Raw genomic sequence first — 26,357 nt, forward strand, 5'->3', positions numbered from 1 at the left:
TCACAAGCGAGCCCGCGCCGCTGACCCTGCCCTTACCCCGGGCTTAGAGTCACGGCCAGTCACCGCTCCATCGGGAGTTCGGTACCAGCGCGGCACTCACCCCCCGACCAGGGCGGGGCCTGCCTGTGAAAGGACTGATTGTGCGACAGCGTTCCTTGGTGATTCTTACCTCCGTTCTCACGACCGGGGCTCTGACTCTCACCGCCTGCGGTTCCCGAGACGACAGCGGTGACAAGGGCGGAGACAACGGGAGCGGCACCACGCTGACCATCGGCGTCGACGCCCCCCTCTCCGGTGAGAACTCCACCACCGGCCTCGGCATCCAGTACGGCGCCCAGATCGCCGTCGACGACGCCAACAAGAACAACTGGGTCCCGGGCGTGAAGTTCAAGCTCACGGCCCTGGACGACAAGGCGCAGCCCGCCACCGGCCAGTCCAACGCCACCAGCATCGTCGGCGACAAGACCGCCGTCGGCGCCGTCGGCCCGCTGAACTCCGGCGTCGCCCAGACGATGCAGCAGGTCTTCGCCTCGGCCAACATGGTCCAGATCTCCCCGGCGAACACCGCCCCCGAGCTCACCCAGGGCAAGAACTGGCAGACGGACAAGAAGCGTCCCTTCAAGACCTACTTCCGTACCGCCACCACGGACGAACTGCAGGGCAGCTTCGCCGCCGGCTACGCGTACAACGGCCTCAAGAAGAAGAAGGCCTTCGTCGTCGACGACAAGCAGACCTACGGCGCCGGCCTCGCGAAGATCTTCAACGAGCAGTACAAGAAGCTCGGCGGCAAGGTCGTCGGCAGCGACCACGTCAACACCGGTGACAAGGACTTCGGCTCCCTCGTCACGAAGATCAAGAACTCCGGTGCCGACCTGCTCTACTACGGCGGCCAGTACGACGAGTCCGCGCTGATCACCAAGCAGCTCAAGGACGCCGGCGTCAAGATCCCGCTGTTCGGCGGCGACGGCATGTTCGCCTCGACCTACATCGAGGCCGCCGGCAAGTCCTCCGAGGGTGACCTCGCCACCGCCATCGGTGTCCCCGCCGACACCCTGCCCGCGGCCAAGACGTTCATCCAGACGTACAAGGACAAGGGTTACAAGGGCGACTACGGCGCGTACGGCGCCTACGCCTACGACGCCACCACCGCCATCATCAAGGCCGTCAAGGCCGCGGCCGACGCCAACGGCGGCAAGGTGCCCACCGACATCAACGACCTGCGCTCCAAGGTCGTCGACGGTGTCCAGAAGTCCGACTTCGAAGGCCTCACCGGCAAGATCTCCTTCGACCAGTACGGCGACACCACCAACAAGCAGCTGACGGTCTACCAGGTCGAAAAGGGTGCCTGGAAGGACGTGGAGACCGGCACCGCCGACCTGAAGTAACACGGCCCGCCACAACGCCGCACCACGGGCCGCGCGGAAGGAGGACCCCGACCGCGCGGCCCGTTTCCACACCCCCACAGCACCTGACCACGCACACATCCAGTGCACACGACCACCAGCGACATGGAGGCCATGCGGTGAACACCCTGCCGCAGCAGCTGGCCAACGGGCTGCTTCTCGGCTCGATGTACGGGCTGATTGCCATCGGCTACACGATGGTGTACGGCATCGTCCAGCTCATCAACTTCGCGCACGGCGAGATCTTCATGACCGGGGCCTTCGGCGCCCTCACGGTCTACTTCTACATCCTCCCCGACGGCACCTCGATGGCCATCGCCGTACCGATGATGCTCATCGGCGGCGCCCTCGTGGCCATCCTCATCGCCGTCGGAGCGGAACGGTTCGCCTACCGCCCCCTGCGCGGAGCCCCACGCCTGGCGCCCCTCATCACAGCCATCGGCCTCTCCCTGGCCCTCCAGGAGGTCGTGCGCAACTTCTACCCCGGCGCCGACCGCGCCCGCGCCTTCCCCGGCCTCGACGCCACCCACGACATCGGCTCCGTCACCATCAAGGACGCCGACATCTTCCTCATCCTCGCCGCCGTCATCTGCATGGCAGCCCTCGCCCTCTTCGTGCGCCGCAGCCGCACCGGCCGCGCCATGCAGGCCACCGCGCAGGACCCCGACACCGCGCAGCTGATGGGCATCGACACCAACCGCATCATCGTCATCGCCTTCGCCATCGGCGGCTTCTTCGCCGCCGTCGCCGCCGTCGCCTACGGACTCAAGTACGGCAACGTCGACTACCGCATGGGCTTCCTGATGGGCCTCAAGGCCTTCACCGCGGCCGTCCTCGGCGGCATCGGCAACATCTACGGCGCCATGCTCGGCGGCATCGTCCTCGGCATCGCCGAAACCCTCGCCTCCGCCTACATCGACGAGATCCCCGGCATGCAGCAGCTCGGCGGCCAGAGCTGGGCCAACGTGTGGGCCTTCTGCCTCCTCATCCTCGTGCTCCTCTTCAGGCCACAGGGCCTGCTCGGCGAGCGCGTCGCGGACAGGGCGTGATCACATGACCGAGACGACCAAAACGCCCGTGCCGGACGCCGCCCCCACCCCGACGCCCGCACCGCGTGGACTCATACCCCTGCCCGCATCGGCCGCCCGCGGCCTGCTGCTCGCCGGCGGCATCGCCACCGCCGCCTCCGCGTTCCTCGCCTGGACCTGGACCGCCGAGTTCCCCGGCGACCTCACCTTCAACGGCTACCCCGGTGGCCTGCAGTGGCTGACCTTCACCGCCGGTGTCCTCACCGCCCTGTTCGCGCTCGCCTCCTACGGCGTCCCCGGACTCGGCTGGCTGCTGCCCGCCCGCAACAACGCACCCCTGGTGCTCAACGCACTCGGCGGATTCACCGTCACCTGGTTCACCGTCATCGCCATCAGCGCCCAGCTCGGCGGCGTCGTCAACCTCGAACCCGGTGGCTGGATCGCGGCCGTCGCCTCCCTGCTGCCCGTCCTCGGCGCCTTCGCCCTCCCCCAGGAGCGCACCGGCACCGACGGCACCAAGGAAGCCCTCAAGGCCTACATCGCCAAGCCCGACCGCATCCCCGCCGCCCAGGCCACCGCGCCCTGGATCCAGCGGGCCGTCATCACCGTGGTCACCATCATCGGCCTCGGCGTCTTCACCTACGGCATCGACACCGAGTACGGCGAACTCTTCATCGGCTACCTCTTCGTCGTCACCTTCGCCATGTGGGCGCTGCACACCGCCGGCCTCATGGACCGCTTCTCGGCCCTCGTCGCCGCCAACCGCAGCTTCACCCTCGCCATGGGCTTCGCCGCGGCCATCGCCTTCCCCTTCACCCAGACCGACGACCACTACGCCAACATCGGCGTCAACATCCTGATCTTCGGCACCGTCGCCCTCGGCCTCAACATCGTCGTCGGCCTCGCCGGACTCCTCGACCTCGGATACGTCGCCTTCCTCGGCGTCGGCGCCTACACCGCCGCGCTCGTCTCCGGCTCCGAGTTCTCCACCATCTCCGGCGTCCACCTGCCCTTCTGGGCCTCCGCCCTGGCCGGCGCCGCCGCCTCCCTCGTCTTCGGCGTCCTCATCGGCGCCCCGACCCTGCGACTGCGCGGCGACTACCTCGCCATCGTCACCCTCGGCTTCGGAGAGATCTTCCGCATCGCCGTCAACAACATGGACGGCGACTCCGGACCCGACGTCACCAACGGCCCGAACGGCATCGCCAACATCCCCGACCTGAACTTCTTCGGCTTCAACTTCGGCCAGGCCCACGACATCGGCGGATTCACCCTCGGCCGCTTCGCCAACTACTACCTGCTGATGGTCCTCATCATGGCCATCGTGGTCCTGGTCTACACGCGTGCAGCGGACTCCCGCATCGGCCGCTCCTGGATCGCCATCCGCGAGGACGAGACCGCCGCCACCGCCATGGGCATCAACGGCTTCCGCGTCAAACTCGTCGCCTTCGCCCTCGGCGCCTCCCTCGCCGGCCTCGCCGGCACCGTCAGCGCCCACGTCACCTACAGCGTCGTCCCCACGCCGTACCAGTTCGCCGGCTCCACCCCGCCCAACTCCGCGTTCCTCCTGGCCGCGGTCGTCCTCGGCGGCATGGGCACCGTGGCCGGACCGCTCCTCGGCGCGGCCCTGCTCTACCTGCTCCCCGAGAAGCTCGTCTTCCTCCAGGACAAGTCGCTCCTCGCCTTCGGCATCGCACTCATCCTCCTGATGCGCTTCCGCCCCGAAGGCATCATCGCCAACCGCCGGCGCCAGCTCGAATTCCACGAGACCGGCCAACTCGACGTACCCAAACAGACCACGCTGACCGACGAACCGGCCGTCACCAAGGCGGGGGCGTAAGAACATGACCACACCTGTACTCGAAGCACGCGACGTCACCATGCGCTTCGGCGGCCTCACCGCCGTACGCTCCGTCGACTTCACGGTCAACGCCGGCGAGATCGTCGGTCTCATCGGCCCCAACGGCGCCGGCAAGACCACCTTCTTCAACTGCCTGACCGGCCTGTACGTCCCCACCGAGGGCACCGTCTCCTACAAGGGCACCGTCCTCCCCCCGAAGCCCCACCTGGTCACCCAGGCCGGCATCGCCCGCACCTTCCAGAACATCCGCCTGTTCGCCAACATGACGGTCCTGGAGAACGTCCTCGTCGGACGCCACACCCGCACCAAGGAAGGCCTCTGGTCCGCCCTCCTGCGCGGCCCCGGCTTCAAGAAGGCCGAACGCGCCAGCGAGGAACGCGCCATGGAACTCCTCGAGTTCATCGGCCTCGCCCACAAGCGCGACCACCTCGCCCGCAACCTCCCCTACGGCGAACAGCGCAAGCTCGAGATCGCCCGCGCCATGGCCTCCGAACCCGGCCTGCTGCTCCTCGACGAGCCCACCGCCGGCATGAACCCCCAGGAGACACGGGCCACCGAGGAACTCGTCTTCGCCATCCGCGACCGCGGCATCGCCGTCCTGCTCATCGAGCACGACATGCGCTTCGTCTTCAACCTCTCCGACCGCGTCGCCGTCCTCGTCCAGGGCGAAAAGCTCGTCGAAGGCACCTCCGACGTCGTCCAGGCCGACGAGCGCGTCATCGCCGCCTACCTCGGCGAACCCTTCGAAGGCGACCCCGGCCAAGCCGAAGCCGCCGAGGTCGAGGCCGCCGAAGCCGCCGCCGACGCGACCAGCACCACCAGCAGCACCAAGGGAGAGGCCAAGTGACCGCACTGCTCGAGGTCGAAGACCTCAGGGTCTCCTACGGCAAGATCGAAGCCGTCAAGGGCATCTCCTTCAGCGTCGAAGCCGGCCAGGTCGTCACCCTCATCGGCACCAACGGCGCCGGCAAGACCACCACCCTGCGCACCCTGTCGGGCCTCCTCAAGCCCACCGCAGGAAAGATCCTCTTCGACGGCAAGCCGTTGAGCGGGGTCCCCGCCCACAAGATCGTCGCCCTCGGCCTCGCCCACTCCCCCGAAGGCCGGCACATCTTCCCCCGCCTCACCATCGCCGAGAACCTCCAGCTCGGAGCGTTCCTCCGCAAGGACAAGGACGGCATCGAGAAGGACATCCAGCGCGCCTACGACCTCTTCCCCATCCTCGGGGAACGCCGCAAGCAGGCCGCCGGAACCCTCTCGGGCGGTGAGCAGCAGATGCTCGCCATGGGACGCGCCCTCATGTCCCAGCCCAAGCTGCTCATGCTCGACGAGCCCTCCATGGGACTCTCCCCGATCATGATGCAGAAGATCATGGCGACGATCTCGGAGCTCAAGTCCCAGGGCACGACCATCCTGCTCGTCGAGCAGAACGCCCAGGCGGCACTCTCCCTCGCCGACCAGGGACACGTCATGGAGGTCGGCAACATCGTCCTCTCCGGGACGGGGCAGGACCTGCTGCACGACGAGTCGGTACGCAAGGCGTACCTGGGCGAGGACTGAGGTCCCGGCCCCTGCGCCAAGAGGCCCGCTCCCCCTCCGGTCCGGAAGGGAAGCGGGCCTCTCGCATCGGGGCTTCAGCCCTTGTTGGCCTTCTTCTCGTCGGCGTCCTGAATGACCGCCTCCGCGACCTGCTGCATCGACATCCGCCGGTCCATCGACGTCTTCTGGATCCACCGGAACGCCGCCGGCTCCGACAGCCCGTACTCCGTCTGCAGAATCGACTTCGCCCGGTCCACCAGCTTGCGCGTCTCCAGCCGGAGCGTGAGGTCGGCGACCTCCTTCTCCAGCTCCTTCAGCTCCGTGAACCGCGAGACGGCCATCTCGATCGCCGGCACGACGTCGGTCTTGCTGAAAGGCTTCACGAGATACGCCATCGCGCCCGCGTCCCGGGCCCGCTCCACCAGGTCGCGCTGCGAGAACGCGGTCAGCATCAGCACCGGCGCGATGCTCTCCTCCGCGATCTTCTCCGCCGCCGAGATGCCGTCCAGCTTCGGCATCTTCACATCGAGGATGACGAGGTCGGGGCGGTGCTCGCGCGCCAGCTCCACCGCCTGCTCACCGTCACCGGCCTCACCGACGACGGTGTACCCCTCCTCCTCCAGCATCTCTTTGAGATCGAGCCGGATCAGCGCCTCGTCCTCGGCGATGACGACCCGCGTCGTCATCGGGGGCACGTGCGACTTGTCCTCATCAGGCACGTCAACAGGCTGGGGCGACTCGGGGGCACTCACGTGGGCTCCTTGGTAGGGGCAGGCCGGTACTGCTCCCAAGAGCGTACCTAGCTGCGGTATGGTGGTCAGGCAGTGGGTCGAGGTCAACCTTGGATTCACCGGGCCCCGGTAGCCCAATTGGCAGCAGGCAATGGATTCAAAACCCATACAGTGTCGGTTCGAGTCCGACCCGGGGCACTTTTCCTTGGTTTCCAAGGTCACCACTTCGAAGCGGATGTCCACGTTCTCGTGAACATCCGCTTTTTGCTGCGTGGCGACGCGATCACAGTTCCACAGTGACTCCTATGTACGACCTCAGCACACGCAAGCGAGCGCTCGCATTGGTGGCCCAGGGCCGCAGCCTGAATTCGGTGAGCCGCGAGACGGGTATCTCACGCGCCGCCCTCCGCTCCTGGCATCAGCGTCTCGAACCATTGCCCCGCGAGGCGCCTGCGGCTCCCGGACCACCGGCCGACGGACCCGCCTACGGCTATCTGCTGGGCCTCTACCTCGGGGACGGTTGCATCAGTGCTCACCCGCGTGGCGGCTACTACCTGAGGATCGCTTGCGCCGACGCCTGGCCAGGGCTCATCGAGCAGTGCCGGCAGGCCATCGCGAAGGTGCGTCCCGGCGTAGGCGTCTACCTCGCCAAAAAGGAGGGGTACGTGATGGTGACCAGCTACTACCGGAGTTGGCCGGCCCTCTTCCCCCAGCACGGTAAAGGCAAGAAGCACGAACGGCTGATCACTCTCGAATCCTGGCAACAGGATCTCGTCGACGCGCATCCGTGGGAGTTCATCCGCGGGCTCATCCACTCCGACGGCTGCCGGATCACCAACTGGACGACCCGGCTCGTCGGCGGAGAGCAGAAGCGCTACGAATATCCCCGGTACTTCTTCACCAACCTCTCGGCCGACATCATCCGTCTCTTCACCACAGCACTCGCCCAGGTGGGCGTCGAATGGAAGATGGCGAACGCGCGCAATGTCTCCGTCGCCCGCAAAGCCTCAGTCGCCCTCATGGACGCCCACGTGGGCCCCAAGTACTGACGCACCTACTCCGCGATGTGGTGGACCCTGACCATGTTCGTCGAGCCGGAGACGCCGGGCGGGGAGCCGGACGTGATGACGACCGTGTCGCCGGGGCGGCAGCGGCCGTAGCGGAGGAGGAGCTCGTCGACCTGGTCGACCATCGCGTCCGTGGTGTCGACGCACGGGCCGAGAAAGGTCTCGACGCCCCAGGTGAGGCTGAGCTGGGAGCGGGTCGCCTGGTCGGGGGTGAAGGCGAGGAGGGGGATCGGGGAGCGGTAGCGGGAGAGACGGCGGGCGGTGTCGCCGGACTGGGTGAAGGCGACGAGGAAGCGGGCGCCCAGGAAGTCGCCCATCTCGGCGGCCGCGCGGGCGACCGCGCCGCCCTGGGTGCGGGGTTTGTTGTGTTCGGTCAGGGGCGGGAGGCCTTTCGCCAGGATGTCCTCCTCCGCCGCTTCGACGATGCGGGCCATCGTGCGGACCGTTTCGACGGGGTGTTTGCCGACGCTCGTCTCGCCGGAGAGCATCACCGCGTCGGTGCCGTCGATGACGGCGTTGGCGACGTCGGAGGCTTCGGCGCGGGTCGGGCGGGCGTTGTCGATCATCGAGTCGAGCATCTGGGTGGCGACGATGACCGGCTTGGCGTTGCGTTTGGCGAGTTTGATGGCGCGTTTCTGGACGATCGGAACCTGTTCGAGTGGCATTTCGACGCCGAGGTCTCCGCGGGCGACCATGATGCCGTCGAAGGCGGCGACGATGTCGTCGATGGTTTCGACGGCCTGGGGTTTTTCGATTTTGGCGATGACGGGGAGGCGGCGGCCTTCCTCGTCCATGATGCGGTGGACGTCCTGGATGTCGCGGCCGGAGCGGACGAAGGACAGGGCGATGACGTCGAAGCCGGTGCGCAGGGCCCAGCGGAGGTCGTCCTCGTCCTTTTTGGAGAGGGCGGGGACGGAGACGGCGACGCCGGGGAGGTTGAGGCCCTTGTGGTCGCTGATCACGCCGCCTTCGAGGACGGTGGTGTGGACGCGGGGGCCGTCGACGGAGGTGACCCTGAGGCAGACCTTGCCGTCGTCGACGAGGATGCGTTCGCCGGTGGTGACGTCGGCGGCGAGGCCGGCGTAGGTGGTGCCGCAGATGTGGCCGTCGCCTTCGACGCCTTCTTCGACGGTGATGGTGAAGGTGTCGCCGCGTTCGAGGAGTACGGGGCCTTCGGTGAAGTGGCCGAGCCTGATCTTGGGGCCTTGGAGGTCGGCGAGGAGGCCGACGCTGCGGCCGGTCTCGTCGGCTGCTTTGCGGACCCGGTGGTAGCGCTCCTCGTGTTCGGCATGGCCGCCGTGGCTGAGGTTGAAGCGGGCTACGTCCATTCCGGCGTCGACCAGGTCTTTGATCCGGTCGTACGAGTCGGTGGCGGGTCCTAGGGTGCAGACGATTTTTGCTCGGCGCATGAAAGGAGCCTATGAGCTACCGGCCGGTAGTGAATTGGTCGGGCATGGCCGCTCAACAGACTTTGCGTGAAGCGTTATTGACAAGTGTTGAATTGTGCGGCAGGGCGCTCCGATGAGCGCATGGGGAATTCGGCCGGATTTTCGGTAACAGGCCTGCGGGAAGGCCTACAGCCGTGGCGGCACCATGGTGAAGCGGGCGTTGATCTGGGCCTGGACGCGTTGGCGCTGGGGTTCGAGGTCGAGGGGGGCGGGGGTGTCCTCGGCGGCGCCTCCGTAGGCCGCTGAGCGCATGCGGCCGGGGGCCTGGGGGTAGGCCGGTGGGGCGCTTTCGGCGCCGATGTCGGCGAGTTCGACGAGGGCGGAGAGGCGGGTGCCGAGGGCTTCGGCGTACTCGCGGGCGCGTTGGACGGCTTCGTGCACGGCCTTCTTGCGGGCTTCGCGGTGGGCGGGCGAGTCGGGGCGCAGGGCCCACCAGGGGCCGTCGACGCGGGTGAGGTCGAGGTCGGCGAGGCGGGTGGTGAGTTCACCCAGGGCGGTGAAGTCGGTGAGCTCGGCGGTGACGCGGACGCTGCCGTGGTAGGTGCGGACGCGTTCGCCGCGGCCGTGTTTGGTGAGTTCCGGCGTGATGGAGATGGCTCCGGTCTCCAGGCGTTCGACGGCGTCGCCGTAGGACTTGACGAGGTCGAGGACGCCGGCGTTGCGGCGGGTGAGGTCGTCGAGTGCGGAGCGGCGGTCGCGGCCGCGGGCGGCGACGGTGATGCCGATGCGGGCGATCTCGGGGTCGACTTCGAGGCGGGCTTCGCCGCGGACGGCGATGCGGGGGGCCTCGGGTGTGCCGTAGGGGACGGCGGGCGGGGAGGCGTCTGGGGTGGCCGCGGTCATACGCCCCACTCTGTCATGTCTGGGCTGGTTGGCGGCCGGGGATCGCGGGGTCGAGTCATCAGATCGCAACCTGCCGGGTCTGTTGCGGCCGGTCATGGACGGGTCAGAATCTACGCGCGTTATCTACGCGCGTCGTTCACAGATTCCGCAGGGGAGCCAGACATGCCGTTGAACCGCCGGAAGTTCCTGGAGAAGTCCGCCGTGACCGGGGCGGGGGTGGCGCTGGCCGGTGCGGTCTCGGCGCCGGGTGCGCAGGCGGCCGAGGCGAAGCGGGGCGCGAAGCGGTACGCGTTCACGGTGCTGGGGACGACGGACCTGCACGGCAACGTCTTCAACTGGGACTACTTCACGGACAAGGAGTTCGACGACAAGGACCACAACGACGTGGGCCTCGCCAAGGTCTCCACCCTCGTCAACCGGGTCCGTGCGGAGAAGGGCCGCCGCAACACGCTGCTGATCGACGCGGGTGACACCATCCAGGGCACGCAGCTGTCGTACTACTACGCCAAGGTGGACCCGATCACCGCCAAGGGCGGCCCGGTGCACCCGATGGCGCAGGCGATGAACGCCATGGGCTACGACGCGGCGGCGCTCGGCAACCACGAGTTCAACTACGGCATCCCGGTGCTGCGCAAGTTCGAGCAGCAGTGCGACTTCCCGCTGCTGGGCGCGAACGCGCTGGACGCGAAGACGCTGCGGCCGGCGTTCGCGCCGTACAGCATGCACCGGCTGCGCACGCCGCACGGGCGGGACGTGAAGGTGGCGGTGCTGGGGCTGACCAATCCGGGCATCGCGATCTGGGACAAGGCGAACGTGCAGGGCAAGATGACGTTCCCGGGTCTGGAGGAGCAGGCGGCGAAGTGGGTGCCTAAGCTGCGCTCGATGGGTGCGGACGTCGTGATCGTGTCGGCGCACAGTGGTTCGTCGGGGACGTCGTCCTACGGTGACCAGCTGCCGTACATCGAGAACGCGGCGGCTCTGGTGGCCGAGCAGGTGCCGGGCATCGACGCGATCCTGGTCGGGCACGCGCACACGGAGATCCCCGAGTACTTCGTCGCGAACAAGAAGACCGGCAAGAAGGTCGTGCTGTCGGAGCCGCTGAAGTGGGGACAGCGGCTGACGCTGTTCGACTTCGAGCTGGTCTTCGACAAGGGCTGCTGGAAGGTCGAGAAGGTCGGCGCGAAGGTCCTGAACTCCAACACAGTGGAGGAGGACCCGAAGATCACGAAGCTGCTCACGGACGAGCACGAGAAGGTCGTGGCGTACGTCAACCAGGTCATCGGCACCAACGCGGCGGAGATGACGTCGGCCGAGGCGCCGTACAGGGACGTGCCGATCATCGACCTGATCAACCACATCCAGGCGGACACGGTGAAGCAGGCGCTGGCGGGCACGGAGTACGCCGCGCTGCCGGTGCTGTCGCAGGCGGCGTGTTTCTCGCGCAGCGCGCGGATCCCGGCGGGGCAGGTGACGATCCGGGACGTGGCGGGTCTGTACGTCTTCGAGAACACGCTGGAAGCGCGTTTGATGACGGGCGCGCAGATGAAGGCGTACCTGGAGTTCTCGGCGAACTACTACGTGCAGACCGCGCCGGACGCCCCGGTGGATCCGGCGAAGCTGACGAATGCGAACGGCACGCCGGACTACAACTACGACGTGGTGAGCGGTCTGTCGTACGAGATCGACATCGCGAAGCCGGCCGGGTCGCGGGTGACGAACGTGCGGTTCGGGGGGCAGCCGCTCGCGGACGACGCGAAGTTCGTGTTCGCGGTGAACAACTACCGGGCCAACGGCGGTGGTAACTTCCCGCATGTCGCCGCGGCCCAGGTGCTGTGGTCGAACTCGGAGGAGATCCGCAACACCATGATCGCCTGGGTGAAGGCGAAGGGGTCGATCGACCCGGCCGCGTTCGCGGGGGTGGACTGGAAGCTCACGCGGAACGGCACGCCCGTGTTCTGAGCCGCGTGCTTCGTCACCTTCGGTCGTCGACGAGTGGGGTCAGTGCCGGTGCCTCGCGGGGCGGCGGGACGTGGGCCCGCTGGGTGAGGCCGAAGGTGGTGAAGGCGGTGCGGCGCGGGAGTGCGTAGGCTTCCCTGCCCGTCAGGGAGTTGAGGATGATCGCGCTGCGCCAGGCGGCGAGGCCGAGGTCGGGGGCGCCGACGCCGTGGGTGTGGGTCTCGGCGTTCTGGACGTGGACCGTGCCGGTGACGGAGGGGTCGAGGACGAGCCGGTGGTCCTCGTCGATGCGTGGCCGCTCCTTGTTGTCGCGGCGCATGTAGGGGTCGAGGCCGGCGAGGATCCGGTCGAGGGGGCGTTCGCGGTAGCCGGTGGCGAGGACGACGGCGTCGGTGGTGAGGCGGGAGCGGCTGTTCTGCAGGTCGTGCTCCAGGTGGAGTTCCACTTTGGTCGTGGCGACGCGTCCGGCTGTGCGGACCCGTACGCCGGGGGTGAGGACGGCGTCGGGCCAGCCGCCGTGCAGGGTGCGGCGGTAGAGCTCGTCGTGGACGGCGGCGATGGTGGCGGCGTCGATGCCCTTGTGCAGCTGCCACTGGCCCGCGACGAGCCGGTCGCGGGTGGATTCGGGCAGGGCGTGGAAGTAGCGGGTGTGGTCGGGGGTGAAGTGCTCCAGGCCGAGCTTGGAGTACTCCATGGGCGCGAAGGCCTCGGTGCGGCCCAGCCAGTGCAGTTTCTCGCGTCCGGCGGGCCGGTTGCGCAGCAGGTCGAGGAAGACCTCGGCGCCGGACTGTCCGATGCCGACGACGGTGACGTGTTCGGCGGCGAGCAGGGCGGCACGGTGGTCGAGGTAGTCGGCGGCGTGCACTACGGGCACGCCGGGGGCCTCGACGAGGGGCTTGAGGGGGTCGGGGACGTAGGGCTCGGTTCCGATGCCGAGGACGACGTCGCGGGTGTAGGTCCGGCCGAGGGCTTCTGCTTCTCCGTCGCTGTCGAGCTGGGTGAAGTCGACTTCGAAGACGTCGCGTTCGGGGTTCCAGCGGACGGCGTCGACCTGGTGGCCGAAGTGGAGCCCGGGGAGGTTCTCGCTGACCCAGCGGCAGTAGGCGTCGTACTCGGCGCGGTGGATGTGGAAGCGCTCGGCGAAGTAGAAGGGGAAGAGCCGCTCGCGGGACCTGAGGTAGTTGAGGAAGGTCCAGGGGCTGGTGGGGTCGGCGAGGGAGACCAGGTCGGCGAGGAACGGGACCTGGAGGGTGGCGCCCTCGATGAGCAGGCCGGGGTGCCAGCCGAAGGCGGGGTTCTGGTCGTAGAAGACGGTGTCGAGGCCGCCGAGGGGGTGGGCGAGGGCTGCGAGGGAGAGGTTGGCGGGGCCGATGCCGATGCCGACGAGGTCGCGGGGGGCGTCGGGGTCGGGGGTCGGTGCGGGGTTCATCGGGGGGTGTGTCCTTCCACGAGGGTGGCTCGGCTCGCTGCCGCGAGGTGCAGCAGGGCGGCCAGGTCGTCGGGCCCGGTGGCGGGGTTGAGGAGGGTGGCCTTGAGCCAGAGCCGGCCGTCGAGGCGGGCCCGGCCGAGGACGGCGCGGCCGTCGGTGAGCAGCGCGCGGCGTACGGCGGCCACGGTGGCGTCGGTGGCGCCCGTGGGCCGGAACAGCACGGTGCTGATGACGGGCGGGGCGTGCAGTTCGAAGCCGGGGTGGGCGTCGACGAGGGCGGCGAATTCCCGGGCGTGGGCGCAGACCTGGTCGACGAGCGCGCCGAGGCCGCTGCGTCCGAGGGTCTTGAGGGTGACGGCGAGCTTGAGGACGTCGGGGCGGCGGGTGGTGCGCAGGGACCGGGCGAGGAGGTCGGGCAGGCCTGCTTCGGTGTCGTCGTCGGCGTTGAGGTAGTCGGTGTGCTGCCGCAGGGCGGTGAGGTCGCGGGGGTCGCGGACGGCCAGGAGGCCGGCGGCGACCGGTTGCCAGCCGAGTTTGTGCAGGTCGAGGGTGACGGTATGGGCGGCGTCGAGTCCGGTGAGGTGTGCGCGGTGCCGGTCGCTGAAGAGGAGGCCTCCGCCGTAGGCGGCGTCGATGTGCAGTCGGGTGCCGTGGGCGGCGCAGCGGGCGGCGATCTCGGGCAGCGGGTCGATGCGTCCGGCGTCGGTGGTGCCGGCGGTGGCGGCGACGAGCAGCGGGCCGGGCAGGCCGGTGAGGGTCTCGTCGAGCGCGTCGGGGTCGAGTGTGCCGCCCGGGGCGGGTACGAGGACGGGTTCGGGCAGTCCGAGCAGCCAGGCGGCGCGGGGCAGGGAGTGGTGGGCGTTGGTCCCGCACACGAGCCGGACGGATCCGCCGTGCGCTTCCCGGGCGAGGAGCAGGGCGAGTTGGTTGGCTTCGGTGCCGCCGGTGGTGACGAGGGCGTCGGCGGTGTCGGTGTCCGGGTAGATCTCTCTGGCCAGCGCGACCGTTGTCAGGGCTTCCAGCTCCGAGGCCGCCGGGGCCTGGTCCCAGGAGTCGAGGGAGGGGTTGAGGGCCGAGGCGGCGAGGTCGGCGGCGGTGGCGACGGCGAGGGGCGGGCAGTGCAGGTGGGCCGCGCACAGGGGGTGGGCGGGGTCGGCGGCGCCTTCGGCGAAGGCTCGGACCAGGGTGTGCAGCGCGTGGGGGTCGCCCTGCTCGGGGAGGAGCTCCCCCACCGCTTCCCGCAGGCGGGCGGCGACCGCGCCGGGTCCGCCCGTCGGCAGCGGCCCGCCCCGGGCCCGGGCGCCGGTGTCCAGCGCTTGGAGGACGGTGTCGAGCAACGTCCGCAGGGCGCGGGGGCCTTCGGGGCCTGAGGCGAGGGGCGGCGTGCTCATGGGGCTGACCTCCGGGGCGCGGGGCGATGCGCCCGTACGGCTCAACGACACGACCCGGGTGGAGGTATCTCCCGTAACCGAAACCGGCTGAAGCGGCACGGCCGTCGGGCTTCGGTTCCCGAGGCTGACCGTGTGGCCCCGGCCAGGGGGCGGGGCGGCGGCCCGGCGTCCAGGCCAGGGGGCGGGGCGGCGGCCCGGCGTCCAGGCCAGGGGGCAGGGCGGCGGCCCGGCGTCCAGGCCAGGGGGCTGCAACTGCCGCCGGCCGCAGCCCTGCCTCCCCTACTTCTCCTCGGCCCGCTGAACCCGCAGCGCCCGAGCCAGGTCGTCCAGTTGGTCCACCAGCTTGCGCCGGAGCGCCGGGATGGGGGCGGCGGCGTGCAGGCATTCCTCGCCGAGGCGGAGGGTGTCCGTGTCGACGGCGTGCGCGGGGAAGGCCCAGCGGCCGGCGGCGTCGGCGATGGCGGGGCCCCGGCGGTCGGCGACGGCTACCGCGTCGGCGTAGTAGCGGCCGACGTACTCGCGCACCAGGTCGGCCTGTTCGGGCTGCCAGAAGCCGCGGGCGGTGGCGGTGAAGAGGTAGTTGGACAGGCCGTCGGAGCCGAACATGGCCTCCCAGGCGCGGGCCTTGGCCTCGGGGTCGGGCAGGGCGGCGCGGCAGTGGGCGGCGCCCTCCTGGCCGGTGGCGCTCGGGTCGCGTTCCAGTTCGGCGGCAATGGTGGCCTCGTCGGTCGCGCCGAGGACGGCCAGCCGGGCGAGCACGCGCCAGCGCAGCTCGGGGTCGAGTTCGGGGCCGCCGGGTACGGTGCCGTCGGCGAGCCAGGCGGCGATGGTGTCGGGGTGGACGGCCACGTCGATGCGGTGGCGTACGGCGATCAGGCGAAGGCCGGGGTTGTCGCCGTCCTCGGTGCGGCGGATGAGGTCGCGGCACAGTTCGGAGAGGGTGGCGAGGGCGGCGGGCCGCTCCTCGGGGGTGAGGTAGCGGTCGGCGATGTATGTGGCGGCGAAGGCGAGCACGCCCTGGACGATGGCGAGGTCCGTCTCCAGCGGGAGGTGGGCGCGGGCGGTCTCCAGGTAGGCGGCGGGGGCGAGTTCCCCGTCGCGGACGGCGTCCCGCAGGGCGTTCCAGACGACGGCGCGGGTGAGCGGTTCGGGCAGTCCGGACAGGTCCTTGCGGATGGTCTCGAAGGATTCGGGGTCGAAGCGGACCTTGGCGTAGGTGAGGTCGCCGTCGTTGAGCAGGAGCAGGGCGGGCCGCTTGCCGATGGGGTGGGCCTCGGTGTGCGGGAGGTCGAGGTGGAGGCGTTCGCGCAGGACGAGCTGGCCGCCGTCGTCGCCGAGGTCGCGGTCGTAGAGGCCGGCGGCGATGCGGTGCGGGCGGCTGCCGGCGCGGTCGACGGTGAGGGCGCAGGTGCCGTGCTCGCCGGGTGTGACGCGCGGGGTGAGGGTGTCGACGCCGGTGGTGCGCAGCCAGGCGTCGGCCCAGGCGTGGACGTCGCGGTCGGTGGCGCCGGCGAGGTTGTCGATGAAGTCGGCGAGGGTGGCGTTTGAGTACTTGTGCCGGGCGAAGTGGGCGTTGATGCCGGCGAGGAAGTCCTTCTCGCCGAGCCAGGCGACCAGTTGCCGCAGTGCGCTGGCGCCCTTGGCGTAGGAGATGCCGTCGAAGTTGAGCAGTGCGGAGGCGGTGTCGTCGACGGCCTCGGGGGCGACGGGGTGGGTGGAGGGGCGCTGGTCGGCGTCGTAGCCCCAGGACTTGCGGGTGACGCCGAAGTCGGTCCAGGTGTCCGTGAAGCGGGTGGCTTCGGTGAGGGTCTGGTAGCCCATGTACTCGGCGAAGGACTCGTTCAGCCAGATGTCGTCCCACCACTTGAGGGTGACGAGGTCGCCGAACCACATGTGGGCCATCTCGTGGGCGATGACCATGGCGCGGGTCTGGCGTTCGGTGTCGGTGACGGCGGAGCGGTAGACGAACTCGTCGCGGAAGGTGACCAGGCCCGGGTTCTCCATGGCGCCGGCGTTGAACTCGGGGACGAACGCCTGGTCGTAGGAGTCGAAGGGGTAGGGCTCGTCGAACTTCTCGTGGTAGCGGTCGAAGCAGGCGCGGGTGACGTCGAAAAGTTCGTCGGTGTCGGCGTCCAGGTAGGGGGCGAGGGAGCGGCGGCAGTGCAGGCCGAAGGGCAGGCCGCGGTGTTCGGTGCGCACGGAGTGCCAGGGGCCGGCGGCGACGGCGACCAGGTAGGTGGAGATGAGCGGTGTGGGGGCCGCGGTCCATACGCCGTCGGCCTGTTCGGTGATGCCGTTGGCGAGGACGGTCCAGTTCTGCGGGGCCGTCACGGACAGTTCGAAGGTAGCTTTGAGGTCGGGCTGGTCGAAGGCGGCGAAGACGCGCTGGACGTCGTCCATGAACAGCTGGGTGTAGACGTAGGTCTCGCCGTCGGTGGGGTCGGTGAAGCGGTGCATGCCCTCGCCGGTGCGGGAGTAGCGCATCGCCGCGTCGACGTGCAGTTCGTGCTCGCCGGCGGTGAGGCCCGGCAGGGCGAGGCGGTTGCCGTCGAGGGCCTCCGGGTCCAGGGGGTGTCCGTCGAGGGTGACGGAGCGCAGCTCGGCGGGCTTGAGCTCGACGAAGGTGTCCCCGTCCACGCGGGCAGCGAACCTGATCAGGGTGCGGGAGCCGAAGGTCTCGTCGCCGCCGGTCAGGTCGAGTTCGATCGTGTAGTGGTGGACGTCGAGGAGCTCTGCTCGGGTCTGCGCTTCGTCGCGCGTCAGTACGGACATGCGAGACATGCTGCCTGATGGCGTCGTCACGGCACAGAGGCGGATCGGTACGTGCCCAATGTCCGGTCTAGGTGCGGTCCTTTTCGAGCTCCCCGGCGTGCGCCCCCATGGGGCGCTGGGTGGGCACGTGCGCGTCGGGATGCGGTAGCGCGGGGTGTGCGGAGGTCTCGGTGTGCTCCCCCGCGAGGGCGCGCAGGCGCTGCACCTCCCTCTGCAGGGCGAGATGGCGCCGGTGGGCGTCGTAGAGGTAGCGGACCTTGGTGCGCAGGGCCCACGGGTCGACGGGTTTCATGACGAGGTCGGCGACGCCGAGCCGGAAGGCGGTGGTGGTCAGTTCGTGGTCGGCGCCGAAGCCGGTGAGCAGGATCACGGGGATGTGCTGGGTCTGCTCGACGCGCCGCATGTAGCGCACGACCTCCAGTCCGCTGACGCCGGGCATGCGCACGTCGAGCAGCAGCAGGCCGACCTGGCCGCGGAGCACCTCCTTGAGTGCCTCGTCGCCGCTGGTGGCCCGGCTGAGCCGGTGGCCCAGCGGGGCCAGGGCGCTTTCGAGCGCGTACAGCGTGTCCTCGTGGTCGTCGACGATCAGGATCCTGGTATCCGGCGGCATGGCCCCACGCCCCTCCCTCGTGGAGGACCAGAGTAGTCCGGGACGCTGACGCGCAGTGCTCGTCAGCTGACATGCTGTGTACAGCGCAGCATGCCCCGAGCGGGCCGCCGTGTCACTCCCCCGGGGCGTGCGCGACGTCAGTTGCCGCCCGGGGCGGCGCCGTTGAGCGCTTCGTCGGCGATGCGCTCGTGGTGGCGGATGACCTCGGCGACGATGAAGTTCAGGAACTTCTCGGCGAAGGCGGGGTCGAGTTTGGCGTTCTCGGCGAGGGCGCGCAGCCGGGCGATCTGGCGGGCCTCGCGGGCCGGGTCGGCGGGCGGCAGCTGGTGCCGGGCCTTGAGGTGGCCGACCTGCTGGGTGCACTTGAAGCGCTCGGCGAGCATGTGGACGACGGCGGCGTCGATGTTGTCGATGCTGTCGCGCAGCCGGGCGAGCTCTTCGCGGACGGCGGGGTCGGCGTCACGGGAACCGGTGTTGCTGGTGGTCATGGGGCGTCAGCCTACGGGGATCACACCGGCCGGCCGAAGGCCGTCTCATCCCTCGGCGGTAAGAGTTCGCTGTGGAAGCGGATGCCGCCGTGGCCGCCGGCGGCGCCCGGAGGGGGCGCGTCCTCGTACAGTGGAACCGGGTTCAGGGCGTCCTGGGGGTGTGGCGTGGCGAACGACGGGCCGGTCGAGCACGGCTACCCGCATCTGGAGACGGTGCGGGCCGCCGTCACGGCGCTGTACAGGCGGCTGTCGTACGACACCGTCCGGACGTTCGCGACGAGTGTGCTCCCCGTCGACGTGGCGTTCTGCGACACCGACGATCTGTATCTGGGGGTGCAGCGGGTGGCGCACGAGCTGGTGCGGCACTACCGGCTGCCGGATGCCCGGCTGGTGGTGAGCTTCCGGGAGATGCGGCACGCGGCGAATGTGGAGCTCGCGGCCGGGCCGGAGTACTTCGTGGAGCTGAACGACCGGTTCCGTACGCATCGGCGGGACATCGGGGCGGCCCTCGCGCACGAGGTGACGCACGTGTACCTGCACCGCCTGGACCTGTCCTTCCCGGGCGTGCGGGACAACGAGATCCTCACGGACACGGTGACGACGTACCTGGGGGCGGGGTGGCTGCTGCTGGACGCGTACCGGGAGGACGGGGCGTCGTCGCAGAAGCTGGGGTATCTCACACCGGAGGAGTTCGGGTACGTGCTGGCCAAGCGGGCGCTGGCCTTCGGGGAGGACCCGGCGGTGTGGTTCACCAGTGCGCAGGCGTACACGGCGTACGCGAAGGGGATGGAGCTGGCTCGCCGTGACGAGCGGCAGCCCCCGTTGACGGCGGCGGGATGGGCGGGCCGGCGGCGGTACGCCCGGGACCGGCGGCAGGCTGTGGCGGGCCCGCAGCAGCCGGGGGTGCCGTACGCGTTCTCGCCCGACGGGGGCGGGCGGTTGCGGGTGTCGTTCCCCTGCCCCACGTGCCATCAGCGGATCAGGGTGCCGGTGCGGGGGCGGGTGAGGGCGCGGTGCGCGCTGTGCCGGAGCGTGCTGGAGTGCGATACGTAGGGGCGCGTGAAACCGGCCCCGGCCGCCGTCAGTGGGGGTGGTCGCCGCCGGTGATCTGCCGGTACTGCTCCACGGTCGGTTTCTCGATCCGCGCGTCGGGGCCGTACATGGCCTTCGCGAGCCGGGCGCGCAGCCGCTCGGACCGCTTGACCTTGCGGCGGACTCCCCCTGCGTCGACCTCGCGCCCGATCTCGTAGGGCGGGTTCTGCTCGTGCTGGGTGAGCGTGAACAGCTCGCCCTGGGTGAGGGGCTCGTGGACCTCGGTGTACTCGCCGGTCGGCAGCCGTTTGACGGTGCCGGTCTCCCTGCCGTGCAGCACTTTGGCGCGGTCGCGGCGCTGCAGGCCCATGCAGATCTTCTTGGTGACGACGAAGGCGGCGACCGGCAGCACGAAGACGCCGATCCGCACGAACCAGGTGATCACGTTGATGGACAGGTGCAGATGGGTGGCGACGATGTCGTTGCCGCCGCCGATCAGCAGCACCGCGTACAGCGTCAGCCAGGCCACGCCGAGGCCGGTGCGCACGGGCGCGTTGCGCGGCCGGTCCAGGATGTGGTGCTCGCGTCTGTCGCCGGTGATCCACGCCTCGAGGAAGGGGTAGAGGCCGAGGGCGAGCAGGATCAGCGGGAAGAGCGTGAAGGGGATGAACACGCCTAGGACGAGGGTGTGCCCCCAGAGGTTGATCTCCCATCCCGGCATCACCCGGATCAGGCCTTCGGAGAAGCCCAGGTACCAGTCGGGCTGGGCGCCGGTGGTGACCAGGTCGGGGCGGTAGGGGCCGAAGGCCCACACGGGGTTGATCTGGGCGACCGCGCCCATCACCGCCAGCACGCCGAAGACGAGGAAGAAGAAGCCGCCGGCCTTGGCCATGTAGACCGGCAGGAAGGGCATCCCGACGACCGAGCGCTCCTTGCGTCCGGGGCCGGGGAACTGGGTGTGCTTGTGGTAGAAGACCAGGATCAGATGGGCGGTGACCAGGCCCAGCATGATCCCGGGCAGCAGCAGGATGTGGACGGGATAGAGCCGCGAGATGATGTCCTCGCCCGGGAACTCCCCGCCGAACAGGAAGAACGACAGGTACGTCCCGACGATCGGGATCGACAGGATCGCGCCCTGCGCGAAGCGGATGCCGGTGCCGGAGAGCAGGTCGTCGGGGAGGGAGTAGCCGGTCAGGCCGGTGATGATGCCGAGCAGCAGCAGGGTCCAGCCGAAGAGCCAGTTCAGTTCGCGGGGCTTGCGGAAGGCTCCGGTGAAGAACACCCGCATCATGTGCACCAGCATGCCGGTGATGAAGACCAGCGCAGCCCAGTGGTGGATCTGCCGGATCAGCAGCCCGCCGCGTACGTCGAAGCTGATGTCCAGCGTGGACTCGAACGCCTTGCTCATGAGGACGCCGTTGAGCTTGGTGTAGGAGCCGTTGTAGGCGACCTCCTGCATGCTGGGCTCGAAGAACAGGGTGAGGTAGACGCCGGTGAGGATCAGTACGACGAAGCTGTAGAGGGTGACCTCGCCCAGCATGAAGGACCAGTGGTCCGGAAAGACCTTGCGCATGTTGGCCCTGGCCAGGGCGAAGAGCCCGAGCCGTCCGTCGGCCCAGTCGGCGAGCTTCTCGCCCTTGCCGGCCGGAGGCCTCCTGCGAGCGGAGTCGGTCCCGTACACCGGTCGTGCGCCGTCGTCGCCCATACGTCGTCGCCTCCCCGTCGGATCCTTCCCAGCGTGGCACGGCGTGGCAGCCGTGCAAACGGGGCGTGCGAGCGGTTGGGCCAGAGGGGCCAGGGGCCGGTCAGCCGCTGCCGGGGTCCCTGACGATGCCCTGCGCCCGGGCGGCCACGAGCCACTTCGGGAACTCGCCCACCAGCCGGTCGTACAGCTCGGCGTCCGGGACCGTCCGGGGGTCCTGTCCCGCGTGGAAGAACCCGGCGTTGTCGACGACCCGCTTGCCCGGCACGGCCAGCTCGTCCAGCTTGCGCAGGAAGTCGAACTGCTTGCTGCCGGGGTCGCCGAACCCGATGAACTGCCAGAACAGCGGCAGCTTCGCCGCCTTGCACAGGTAGCGTTCCGCGGCGAGCTTGTTGATGGGCCCGCCGTCGGTCTGGAACACCACCAGGGCGGGCGCCGTCGAGCCGCTGTCGAGGTAGTGGTCGATCACGGCGTCCATCGCCAGGTGATAGCTGGTCTTGCCCATGTGCCCGAGCCCGGCCACGATCCGCTCGATCCGCCCCTGGTGGCCGGCCAGGGCGATCTCGGTCTCGGCGTCGACATCGGTGGAGAAGAACACGACCGGCACGGTGCCGTCGTCGTCCAGGTGCGCCGAGAGCCCGAGCACCCGGTCGGCCAGCGCCTGCACACTGCCGTCCTTGTAGTACGGCTTCATCGAGCCGGAGTGGTCGACCACGAGGTAGACCGCGGCCCGCAGCCCGTCCAGCCCGTGTTTCGCGAGGGACACCCCGGCGCTCTTGTAGAGGTTCACCAGCGCGGGAGCGGTCTCCTGGACCTTGCTCAGACTGATCGCGACCATGGGCCGCATCCTCTCACTGCTCGACGACCACTCCGTCGCTCAGTTCCAGCACCCGGTCGGCCAGGCCGAGGAGCTGGGGGTCGTGGGTGGCGACGAGGGCCGTGACGCCCTCGCTGCGGACCACGGCGCGCAGCAGCTCCATCACCGTCAGGCCGGTGGCCGCGTCGAGCTGGCCGGTCGGCTCGTCGGCGAGCAGCAGGGCGGGGCGGTTGGCGAGGGCCCGGGCGATGGCGACCCGCTGCTGCTGTCCGCCGGAGAGCTCGGCGGGCCGCTGTGTCTCGTGTCCGGCCAGTCCCACCAGGGCCAGCAGCATCGCCACCCGCTCCTCCCGTTCGCGCGGTGCGGTCCGGCGCAGCCGCAGCGGCACGCCCACGTTCTCGGCGGCGGTGAGGATGGGGATGAGGCCGAAGGACTGGAAGACGAAACCGATCCGGTCCCGGCGCAGTTCCAGCAGCGCGTTCTCGCCGAGCGCCGAAAGGTCCGTGCCGGCCACGACGATCCGGCCGCGCTGCGGGGTGTCGAGACCGCCGATCAGATGGAGCAGCGTCGACTTTCCGGAGCCCGAGCGGCCTTTGAGCGCGACCAGTTCGCCGCGCCGGGCGGTGAAGGAGGCCCCGCGCAGTGCGTGTACGGCCGCGGCCCCGGTGCCGTAGGAGTGGTGCAGGTCCGCCACCCGCAGCATGGGTTCTCCGGCCGCGTCGTCGGCGAGGGCGGCACCGGACCCCGGGCTGGTGTTCTCGGTCATCACCGCATCCCATACGGGACGGGCCCGGACGGTCAAGGGCCGGACACGGCGGCTTCGCACTCATGTGCCGGGCCGGTAACTCCGTGATATGCATGCCGGGTTGGGGGAAAAGCGGCTCGCGCATCGGTGGGGGAAGAGTGACGGGCTTACTGCTGCTGCGCCTGCGCGCGCACCGGCTGCTGCTCACGGCCGCCCTGCTCGCCGCCCTGCTGACCACCTCGGTGCTCGCCGCCCTCACGGCCTTCTCCAGCTCTGTCGGGGACGCGGCGCTGCGCGGCACCCTGGCCGGCAGGTCCGCGCTCTCCGCCTCCCTCTTCGTCGAGGCGGACGTGCCCCGGGAGCGGCGGGACGCGGCGCACCGGGCGGTGGTGCGCGGGGCGCGGGAGGTCTTCGGCGGGCTGCCGGTGACCGTGCGGAGGCTGGAGCGGTCCGGGCCGTACGCGCTGCCCCGGTCCCTGCGGGACGCCGACGCCCGGGCCGGGCAGCCCGACCTGACGCACCTCGCCGCCCTGGACCGGTCCCGGATCCGGCTGGTCTCGGGCGCGCTGCCCGGCCCGGCACCGGCGGGCCGGGCAGCCGCCGTGCCCGTCGCCCTGCCCGAGGCGGCCGCCGACCGGCTGAAGCTGCGGCCCGGGGCCCGCCTGAAGCTCACCGACCGGCTGGGCGGCGCACCGCTGCGGGTGCGGGTGACCGGGGTGTACCGGGCGGCCGACAGCACCGATCCCTACTGGCAGGCGGACACGGTGGGCGGGCAGGGCGTACGCACCGTGTCCTTCACCACCTACGGTCCGCTGCTGGCCGAGGCCTCGGTGCTCACCTCCGGCCGCGCCTCCGCGGACACCACCGGCTGGGTGGCGACGGCCGACTACCGCACCCTCACCACCGGCGGCATCGGCGCGCTCCGCGCGGACGCCCTGCGCGCGGCCGCGGCGCTGCGCACGAGCCCGGCGCTCGGGGGCGAGGCGAGCGTGCGCAACGGGCTGCCGGAGGTACTGGAGCGGACCGAGCGGACCCTGCTGGTGGCCCGGTCCACCCTGGCGATCGTCTCCGTGCAGCTGGTCCTGCTGGCCGGGTACGCGCTGCTGCTGGTGGCCCGGCTGCTCGACGGTGAGCGCGCGGGTGAGACCGAACTGCTGCGCGCCCGGGGCGGCTCGCGTGGCCGGATCGCGGGGCTCGCCGCGCTGGAGGCGCTGCTGCTGGCGGTGCCGGCCGCGGTCTGTGCCGCGTTGCTGTCCGGTCCGCTGACCCGGCTGCCGGCGCGCTGGTCCTCGCTCGACCGGATCGGGCTGCGGCTGGACACCGCCCCGTCGGGCCGGGTCTGGCTGGTGGCGGGCGGTGTGGCGCTGGGGTGCGCGGTGGCGGTCGTGGCGCCCGCGCTGGCGGCGACGGCCGGCACGCCGGTGCGGCTGCGCCGGCTGCGCGCCGCCACGACGGCCGCGCCCTTGCGCGCCGGAGCCGATGTCGCGCTGCTGCTGATCGCGGCAGTGGCGTACTGGCAGCTGCAACGGCAGACCGACGCGACCGGCGGCGGGGTGCTCAGCCTCGACCGCGCGGGCCGGCTGGGCATCGATCCGCTGCTGGTCGCGGCGCCCGCGCTGGCGTTGCTGGCGGGCACCGTGCTGACGCTGCGTCTGCTGCCGCTCGCCGCCCGGCTCGCCGAGCGGCGTTCCTCGCGCGGGCGGGGCTTGCCGGCGGCGCTGGCGGGCTGGCAGTTCAGCCGGCGTCCGCTGCGTGGGGCGGGTCCGGTGCTGCTGCTGGTCATCGCCGTGGCGACCGGGATGCTGGCCATCGGGCACGGCGCGTCCTGGGACCGGTCGCAGGACGACCAGGCCGACTTCCGGGCGGGTGCCTCGGTACGGGTCCTCGATCAGAGGCCGGGCAGTCCCGGGCAGACCGGCCTGTACACCGGGCTGCCCGGGGCCGGGGACGCCGCTCCCGCGCACCGCACCTCGCTGAGCCTGTCCGGCGACCGGGACGCGACGGTCCTCGCCCTGGACACGGCCCGAGCCGGGGCCGGAATGCTCATGCGCGGCGATCTCGCCGAGGAGTCCCCGGCGAGGCTGCTGCGGTCCCTGGCTCCTCCCGCGCGGAAGGAGGACCGGGCCGTCCGGCTGCCCGACGGCACCCGGCGGCTCGGTCTCGACGTGCGGATCACCGACCTGCGGGCCCGGACGGGTCGCTCCCCCTCCGGTCGTGCGCCGCAGCTCACGGCGGTCGTCGAGGACCGGTACGGCATCGCGTACCGGATGGGCGCCGGGGAGGTTCCGGTGGACGGGCGGGTGCACCGGATCTCGCTCGACCTGGACGTGACGGCGACCGGCCGCCGCGCCGCCCCGGCCGGGCCACTGCGGCTGACCGGGGTCCAGCTCGACGACACCTCTCCCGTCGGCCGCCCCGAACAGCACCGGTTCACTGTCGAACGACTGCTCGCCACCGGCTCCGACGGTGCCGCGCGGCCCGTCCCCGCGCCCGCCGCGACGCGCTGGCGGGGCAGCCGGATCCTGACGGAGAACGGCACCGCCCTGGCCCGTGGGAGCGTGCGGCCCGCCGTGTCCGGCAGCGCGCTGCTGACCGTGTCGTACGGCACGGGCGCCGACCCCGACGAGAACGTCAACACGCCCCCGCTGTACTCCGTCCGTGTCGCCACCGTCGGGGCCGGGGCACCGGGCACGCTCACCGCCGTGGCCACCCGGGACTTCCTGCGGGCAGCGGGGGCCGGGCCGGGCGACACCATCGACGTACCACTGTCCGGGGAGCAGCTGCGGGTGCGGATCGTCGGGGCGGTGGAGGCGCTGCCGACCACCGCCGCCGGGCCGAACGGGGAGGCCGTGGGCGGCGGGGCGCTGCTGCTCGACCTGCGGGCCGTCGACGCCGTGCTGGACCGGCGGGCCGCCACGCCGCTCGCCCCCACCGAGTGGTGGGTGAGCGCCGCCCCCGGCAAGGCCGCCGAGGTCGCCGTCGCGCTGCGGGCGCGCCCCGACCTGGAGGACCAGCAGGTGCTGGTACGGGACGAGACCGCCGAGGAGCTGTTGCGGGACCCGCTGGGCGCGGGCCCGCGCTCGGCGCTGACGGCGGTGGCGGTGGCCGCCGCTGCCCTGGCCGCCGGGGGCTTCGCGGTGAGCGCGGCGGGTGCGCGGCGGGAGCGGTCCGCGGAGTTCGCGGTGCTGCGCGCCCTGGGCACGCCCCGCCGGGATCTGGCCCGGCTGGTGGCGACGGAACAGAGCCTGCTGATCGGCGCCGGGCTGCTCGCCGGTCTCGGTCTCGGCACCGTCCTGACCCGGGCCGTCGTCCCGCTGATCGTGCTGACCTCCGACGCGGCACGGCCGGTCCCGCCCGTCCTCGTGGAACTCCCGGTGGCGCGGGTGGCCCTGCTCCTCGCGGGGGTGGCCGCCCCGCTGCTGCTGATCATCGTCGTGTCGGCGCTGCGCCGCGCCGATCCGGCGGTCGCGCTGCGCCACCAGGGGGAGGACTGAC

General features: G+C 70.7%; 20 protein-coding genes and 1 tRNA gene. 10 read left to right on the forward strand and 11 right to left on the reverse strand.

Translation table 11 applies throughout. The annotated features are described in order from the left end of the window. The first annotated feature begins 155 nt into the window (after positions 1 to 155). The 5 genes from ACFCXS_RS12840 to ACFCXS_RS12860 all read left to right on the forward strand — a co-directional run bounded on the left by ACFCXS_RS12840 (position 156) and on the right by ACFCXS_RS12860 (position 5,852). Positions 156 to 1,385: a branched-chain amino acid ABC transporter substrate-binding protein gene (locus tag ACFCXS_RS12840; RefSeq protein WP_376643411.1), complete on the forward strand. Its 1,230-nt coding sequence runs from the start codon at positions 156 to 158 to the stop codon at positions 1,383 to 1,385. Between the two features lie 137 nt (positions 1,386 to 1,522). Next, entirely contained in the window at positions 1,523 to 2,452 is a 930-nt protein-coding gene (locus ACFCXS_RS12845) for a branched-chain amino acid ABC transporter permease (RefSeq protein WP_376643280.1), read from the forward strand. 4 nt (positions 2,453 to 2,456) lie between these two features. Then, positions 2,457 to 4,271 carry a branched-chain amino acid ABC transporter permease gene (locus ACFCXS_RS12850; protein WP_376643281.1) on the forward strand — a complete coding sequence of 605 codons (1,815 nt, stop codon included), beginning with the start codon at positions 2,457 to 2,459 and terminating at the stop codon, positions 4,269 to 4,271. A 4-nt stretch (positions 4,272 to 4,275) separates the two neighbouring features. After that, positions 4,276 to 5,139 carry an ABC transporter ATP-binding protein gene (locus ACFCXS_RS12855; RefSeq protein WP_376643282.1) on the forward strand — a complete coding sequence of 288 codons (864 nt, stop codon included), beginning with the start codon at positions 4,276 to 4,278 and terminating at the stop codon, positions 5,137 to 5,139. Further along, positions 5,136 to 5,852 carry an ABC transporter ATP-binding protein gene (locus tag ACFCXS_RS12860; RefSeq protein WP_053671307.1) on the forward strand — a complete coding sequence of 239 codons (717 nt, stop codon included), beginning with the start codon at positions 5,136 to 5,138 and terminating at the stop codon, positions 5,850 to 5,852. The genes ACFCXS_RS12855 and ACFCXS_RS12860 overlap by 4 nt, the downstream gene beginning before the upstream one ends. A gap of 74 nt (positions 5,853 to 5,926) precedes the next feature. On the opposite strand, the gene ACFCXS_RS12865 is transcribed toward ACFCXS_RS12860, so the two are convergent. Continuing rightward, positions 5,927 to 6,583, reverse strand: coding sequence for a response regulator (locus ACFCXS_RS12865; protein WP_362242409.1), 657 nt, complete (start codon positions 6,581 to 6,583; stop codon positions 5,927 to 5,929). A 102-nt stretch (positions 6,584 to 6,685) separates the two neighbouring features. Between ACFCXS_RS12865 and ACFCXS_RS12870 the strand changes: the two genes are divergently transcribed. Together ACFCXS_RS12870 and ACFCXS_RS12875 are read left to right on the forward strand one after the other, a co-directional pair. Then, positions 6,686 to 6,760 (forward strand) — tRNA-Leu (locus ACFCXS_RS12870). A gap of 107 nt (positions 6,761 to 6,867) precedes the next feature. Continuing rightward, positions 6,868 to 7,611, forward strand: coding sequence for a helix-turn-helix domain-containing protein (locus tag ACFCXS_RS12875; protein WP_376643283.1), 744 nt, complete (start codon positions 6,868 to 6,870; stop codon positions 7,609 to 7,611). A gap of 5 nt (positions 7,612 to 7,616) precedes the next feature. Here ACFCXS_RS12875 and pyk read toward each other — a convergent pair whose 3' ends face one another. Both pyk and ACFCXS_RS12885 read right to left on the reverse strand, forming a co-directional pair. Continuing rightward, a complete protein-coding gene (pyk, locus tag ACFCXS_RS12880; protein WP_376643284.1) occupies positions 7,617 to 9,038 on the reverse strand; it encodes a pyruvate kinase in 1,422 nt (473 codons plus the stop codon). Between the two features lie 165 nt (positions 9,039 to 9,203). Beyond that, complete coding sequence (locus tag ACFCXS_RS12885; protein ID WP_376643285.1) at positions 9,204 to 9,920, reverse strand: SIMPL domain-containing protein; 717 nt, start codon at positions 9,918 to 9,920, stop codon at positions 9,204 to 9,206. Between the two features lie 162 nt (positions 9,921 to 10,082). Between ACFCXS_RS12885 and ACFCXS_RS12890 the strand changes: the two genes are divergently transcribed. Next, the gene (locus tag ACFCXS_RS12890; RefSeq protein ID WP_376643286.1) at positions 10,083 to 11,879 is read left to right on the forward strand and encodes a bifunctional metallophosphatase/5'-nucleotidase; all 1,797 of its coding nucleotides are present in this window, start codon (positions 10,083 to 10,085) and stop codon (positions 11,877 to 11,879) included. Positions 11,880 to 11,892: 13 nt separating this feature from the next. Here ACFCXS_RS12890 and ACFCXS_RS12895 read toward each other — a convergent pair whose 3' ends face one another. The 5 genes from ACFCXS_RS12895 to ACFCXS_RS12915 all read right to left on the reverse strand — a co-directional run bounded on the left by ACFCXS_RS12895 (position 11,893) and on the right by ACFCXS_RS12915 (position 18,566). Then, a complete protein-coding gene (locus ACFCXS_RS12895; protein ID WP_376643287.1) occupies positions 11,893 to 13,305 on the reverse strand; it encodes a lysine N(6)-hydroxylase/L-ornithine N(5)-oxygenase family protein in 1,413 nt (470 codons plus the stop codon). After that, on the reverse strand, positions 13,302 to 14,696 hold the full coding sequence (locus ACFCXS_RS12900) for a pyridoxal phosphate-dependent decarboxylase family protein (protein ID WP_376643288.1): 1,395 nt from the start codon (positions 14,694 to 14,696) through the stop codon (positions 13,302 to 13,304). The genes ACFCXS_RS12895 and ACFCXS_RS12900 overlap by 4 nt, the downstream gene beginning before the upstream one ends. Positions 14,697 to 14,975: 279 nt before the next feature. Beyond that, on the reverse strand, positions 14,976 to 17,468 hold the full coding sequence (pepN, locus tag ACFCXS_RS12905) for an aminopeptidase N (protein WP_376643289.1): 2,493 nt from the start codon (positions 17,466 to 17,468) through the stop codon (positions 14,976 to 14,978). Positions 17,469 to 17,535: 67 nt separating this feature from the next. Beyond that, on the reverse strand, positions 17,536 to 18,078 hold the full coding sequence (locus ACFCXS_RS12910) for a two-component system response regulator (RefSeq protein WP_376643290.1): 543 nt from the start codon (positions 18,076 to 18,078) through the stop codon (positions 17,536 to 17,538). 137 nt (positions 18,079 to 18,215) lie between these two features. Next, positions 18,216 to 18,566 carry a chorismate mutase gene (locus ACFCXS_RS12915; RefSeq protein ID WP_376643291.1) on the reverse strand — a complete coding sequence of 117 codons (351 nt, stop codon included), beginning with the start codon at positions 18,564 to 18,566 and terminating at the stop codon, positions 18,216 to 18,218. A 165-nt stretch (positions 18,567 to 18,731) separates the two neighbouring features. On the opposite strand from ACFCXS_RS12915, the gene ACFCXS_RS12920 reads away from it, so the two are divergent. Next, positions 18,732 to 19,619, forward strand: coding sequence for a hypothetical protein (locus ACFCXS_RS12920; protein WP_376643292.1), 888 nt, complete (start codon positions 18,732 to 18,734; stop codon positions 19,617 to 19,619). Between the two features lie 28 nt (positions 19,620 to 19,647). On the opposite strand, the gene ACFCXS_RS12925 is transcribed toward ACFCXS_RS12920, so the two are convergent. From ACFCXS_RS12925 to ACFCXS_RS12935, 3 genes are all read right to left on the reverse strand, one after another. Then, positions 19,648 to 21,303, reverse strand: coding sequence for a cytochrome bc complex cytochrome b subunit (locus ACFCXS_RS12925; RefSeq protein ID WP_376643293.1), 1,656 nt, complete (start codon positions 21,301 to 21,303; stop codon positions 19,648 to 19,650). Positions 21,304 to 21,403: 100 nt separating this feature from the next. Beyond that, complete coding sequence (locus tag ACFCXS_RS12930) at positions 21,404 to 22,138, reverse strand: VWA domain-containing protein (RefSeq protein WP_376643294.1); 735 nt, start codon at positions 22,136 to 22,138, stop codon at positions 21,404 to 21,406. 13 nt (positions 22,139 to 22,151) lie between these two features. Then, positions 22,152 to 22,883: an ABC transporter ATP-binding protein gene (locus ACFCXS_RS12935; protein WP_376643295.1), complete on the reverse strand. Its 732-nt coding sequence runs from the start codon at positions 22,881 to 22,883 to the stop codon at positions 22,152 to 22,154. Positions 22,884 to 23,020: 137 nt separating this feature from the next. Here ACFCXS_RS12935 and ACFCXS_RS12940 point away from each other — a divergent pair, with 137 nt between their 5' ends. Next, positions 23,021 to 26,356 (forward strand): FtsX-like permease family protein, encoded by a 3,336-nt coding sequence (locus tag ACFCXS_RS12940; protein ID WP_376643296.1) that lies wholly within the window; start codon positions 23,021 to 23,023, stop codon positions 26,354 to 26,356. Position 26,357: the final 1 nt, after the last annotated feature.

The sequence above is a fragment of the Streptomyces sp. NPDC056373 genome, from assembly GCF_042262425.1.
Lineage (GTDB): Bacteria > Actinomycetota > Actinomycetes > Streptomycetales > Streptomycetaceae > Streptomyces.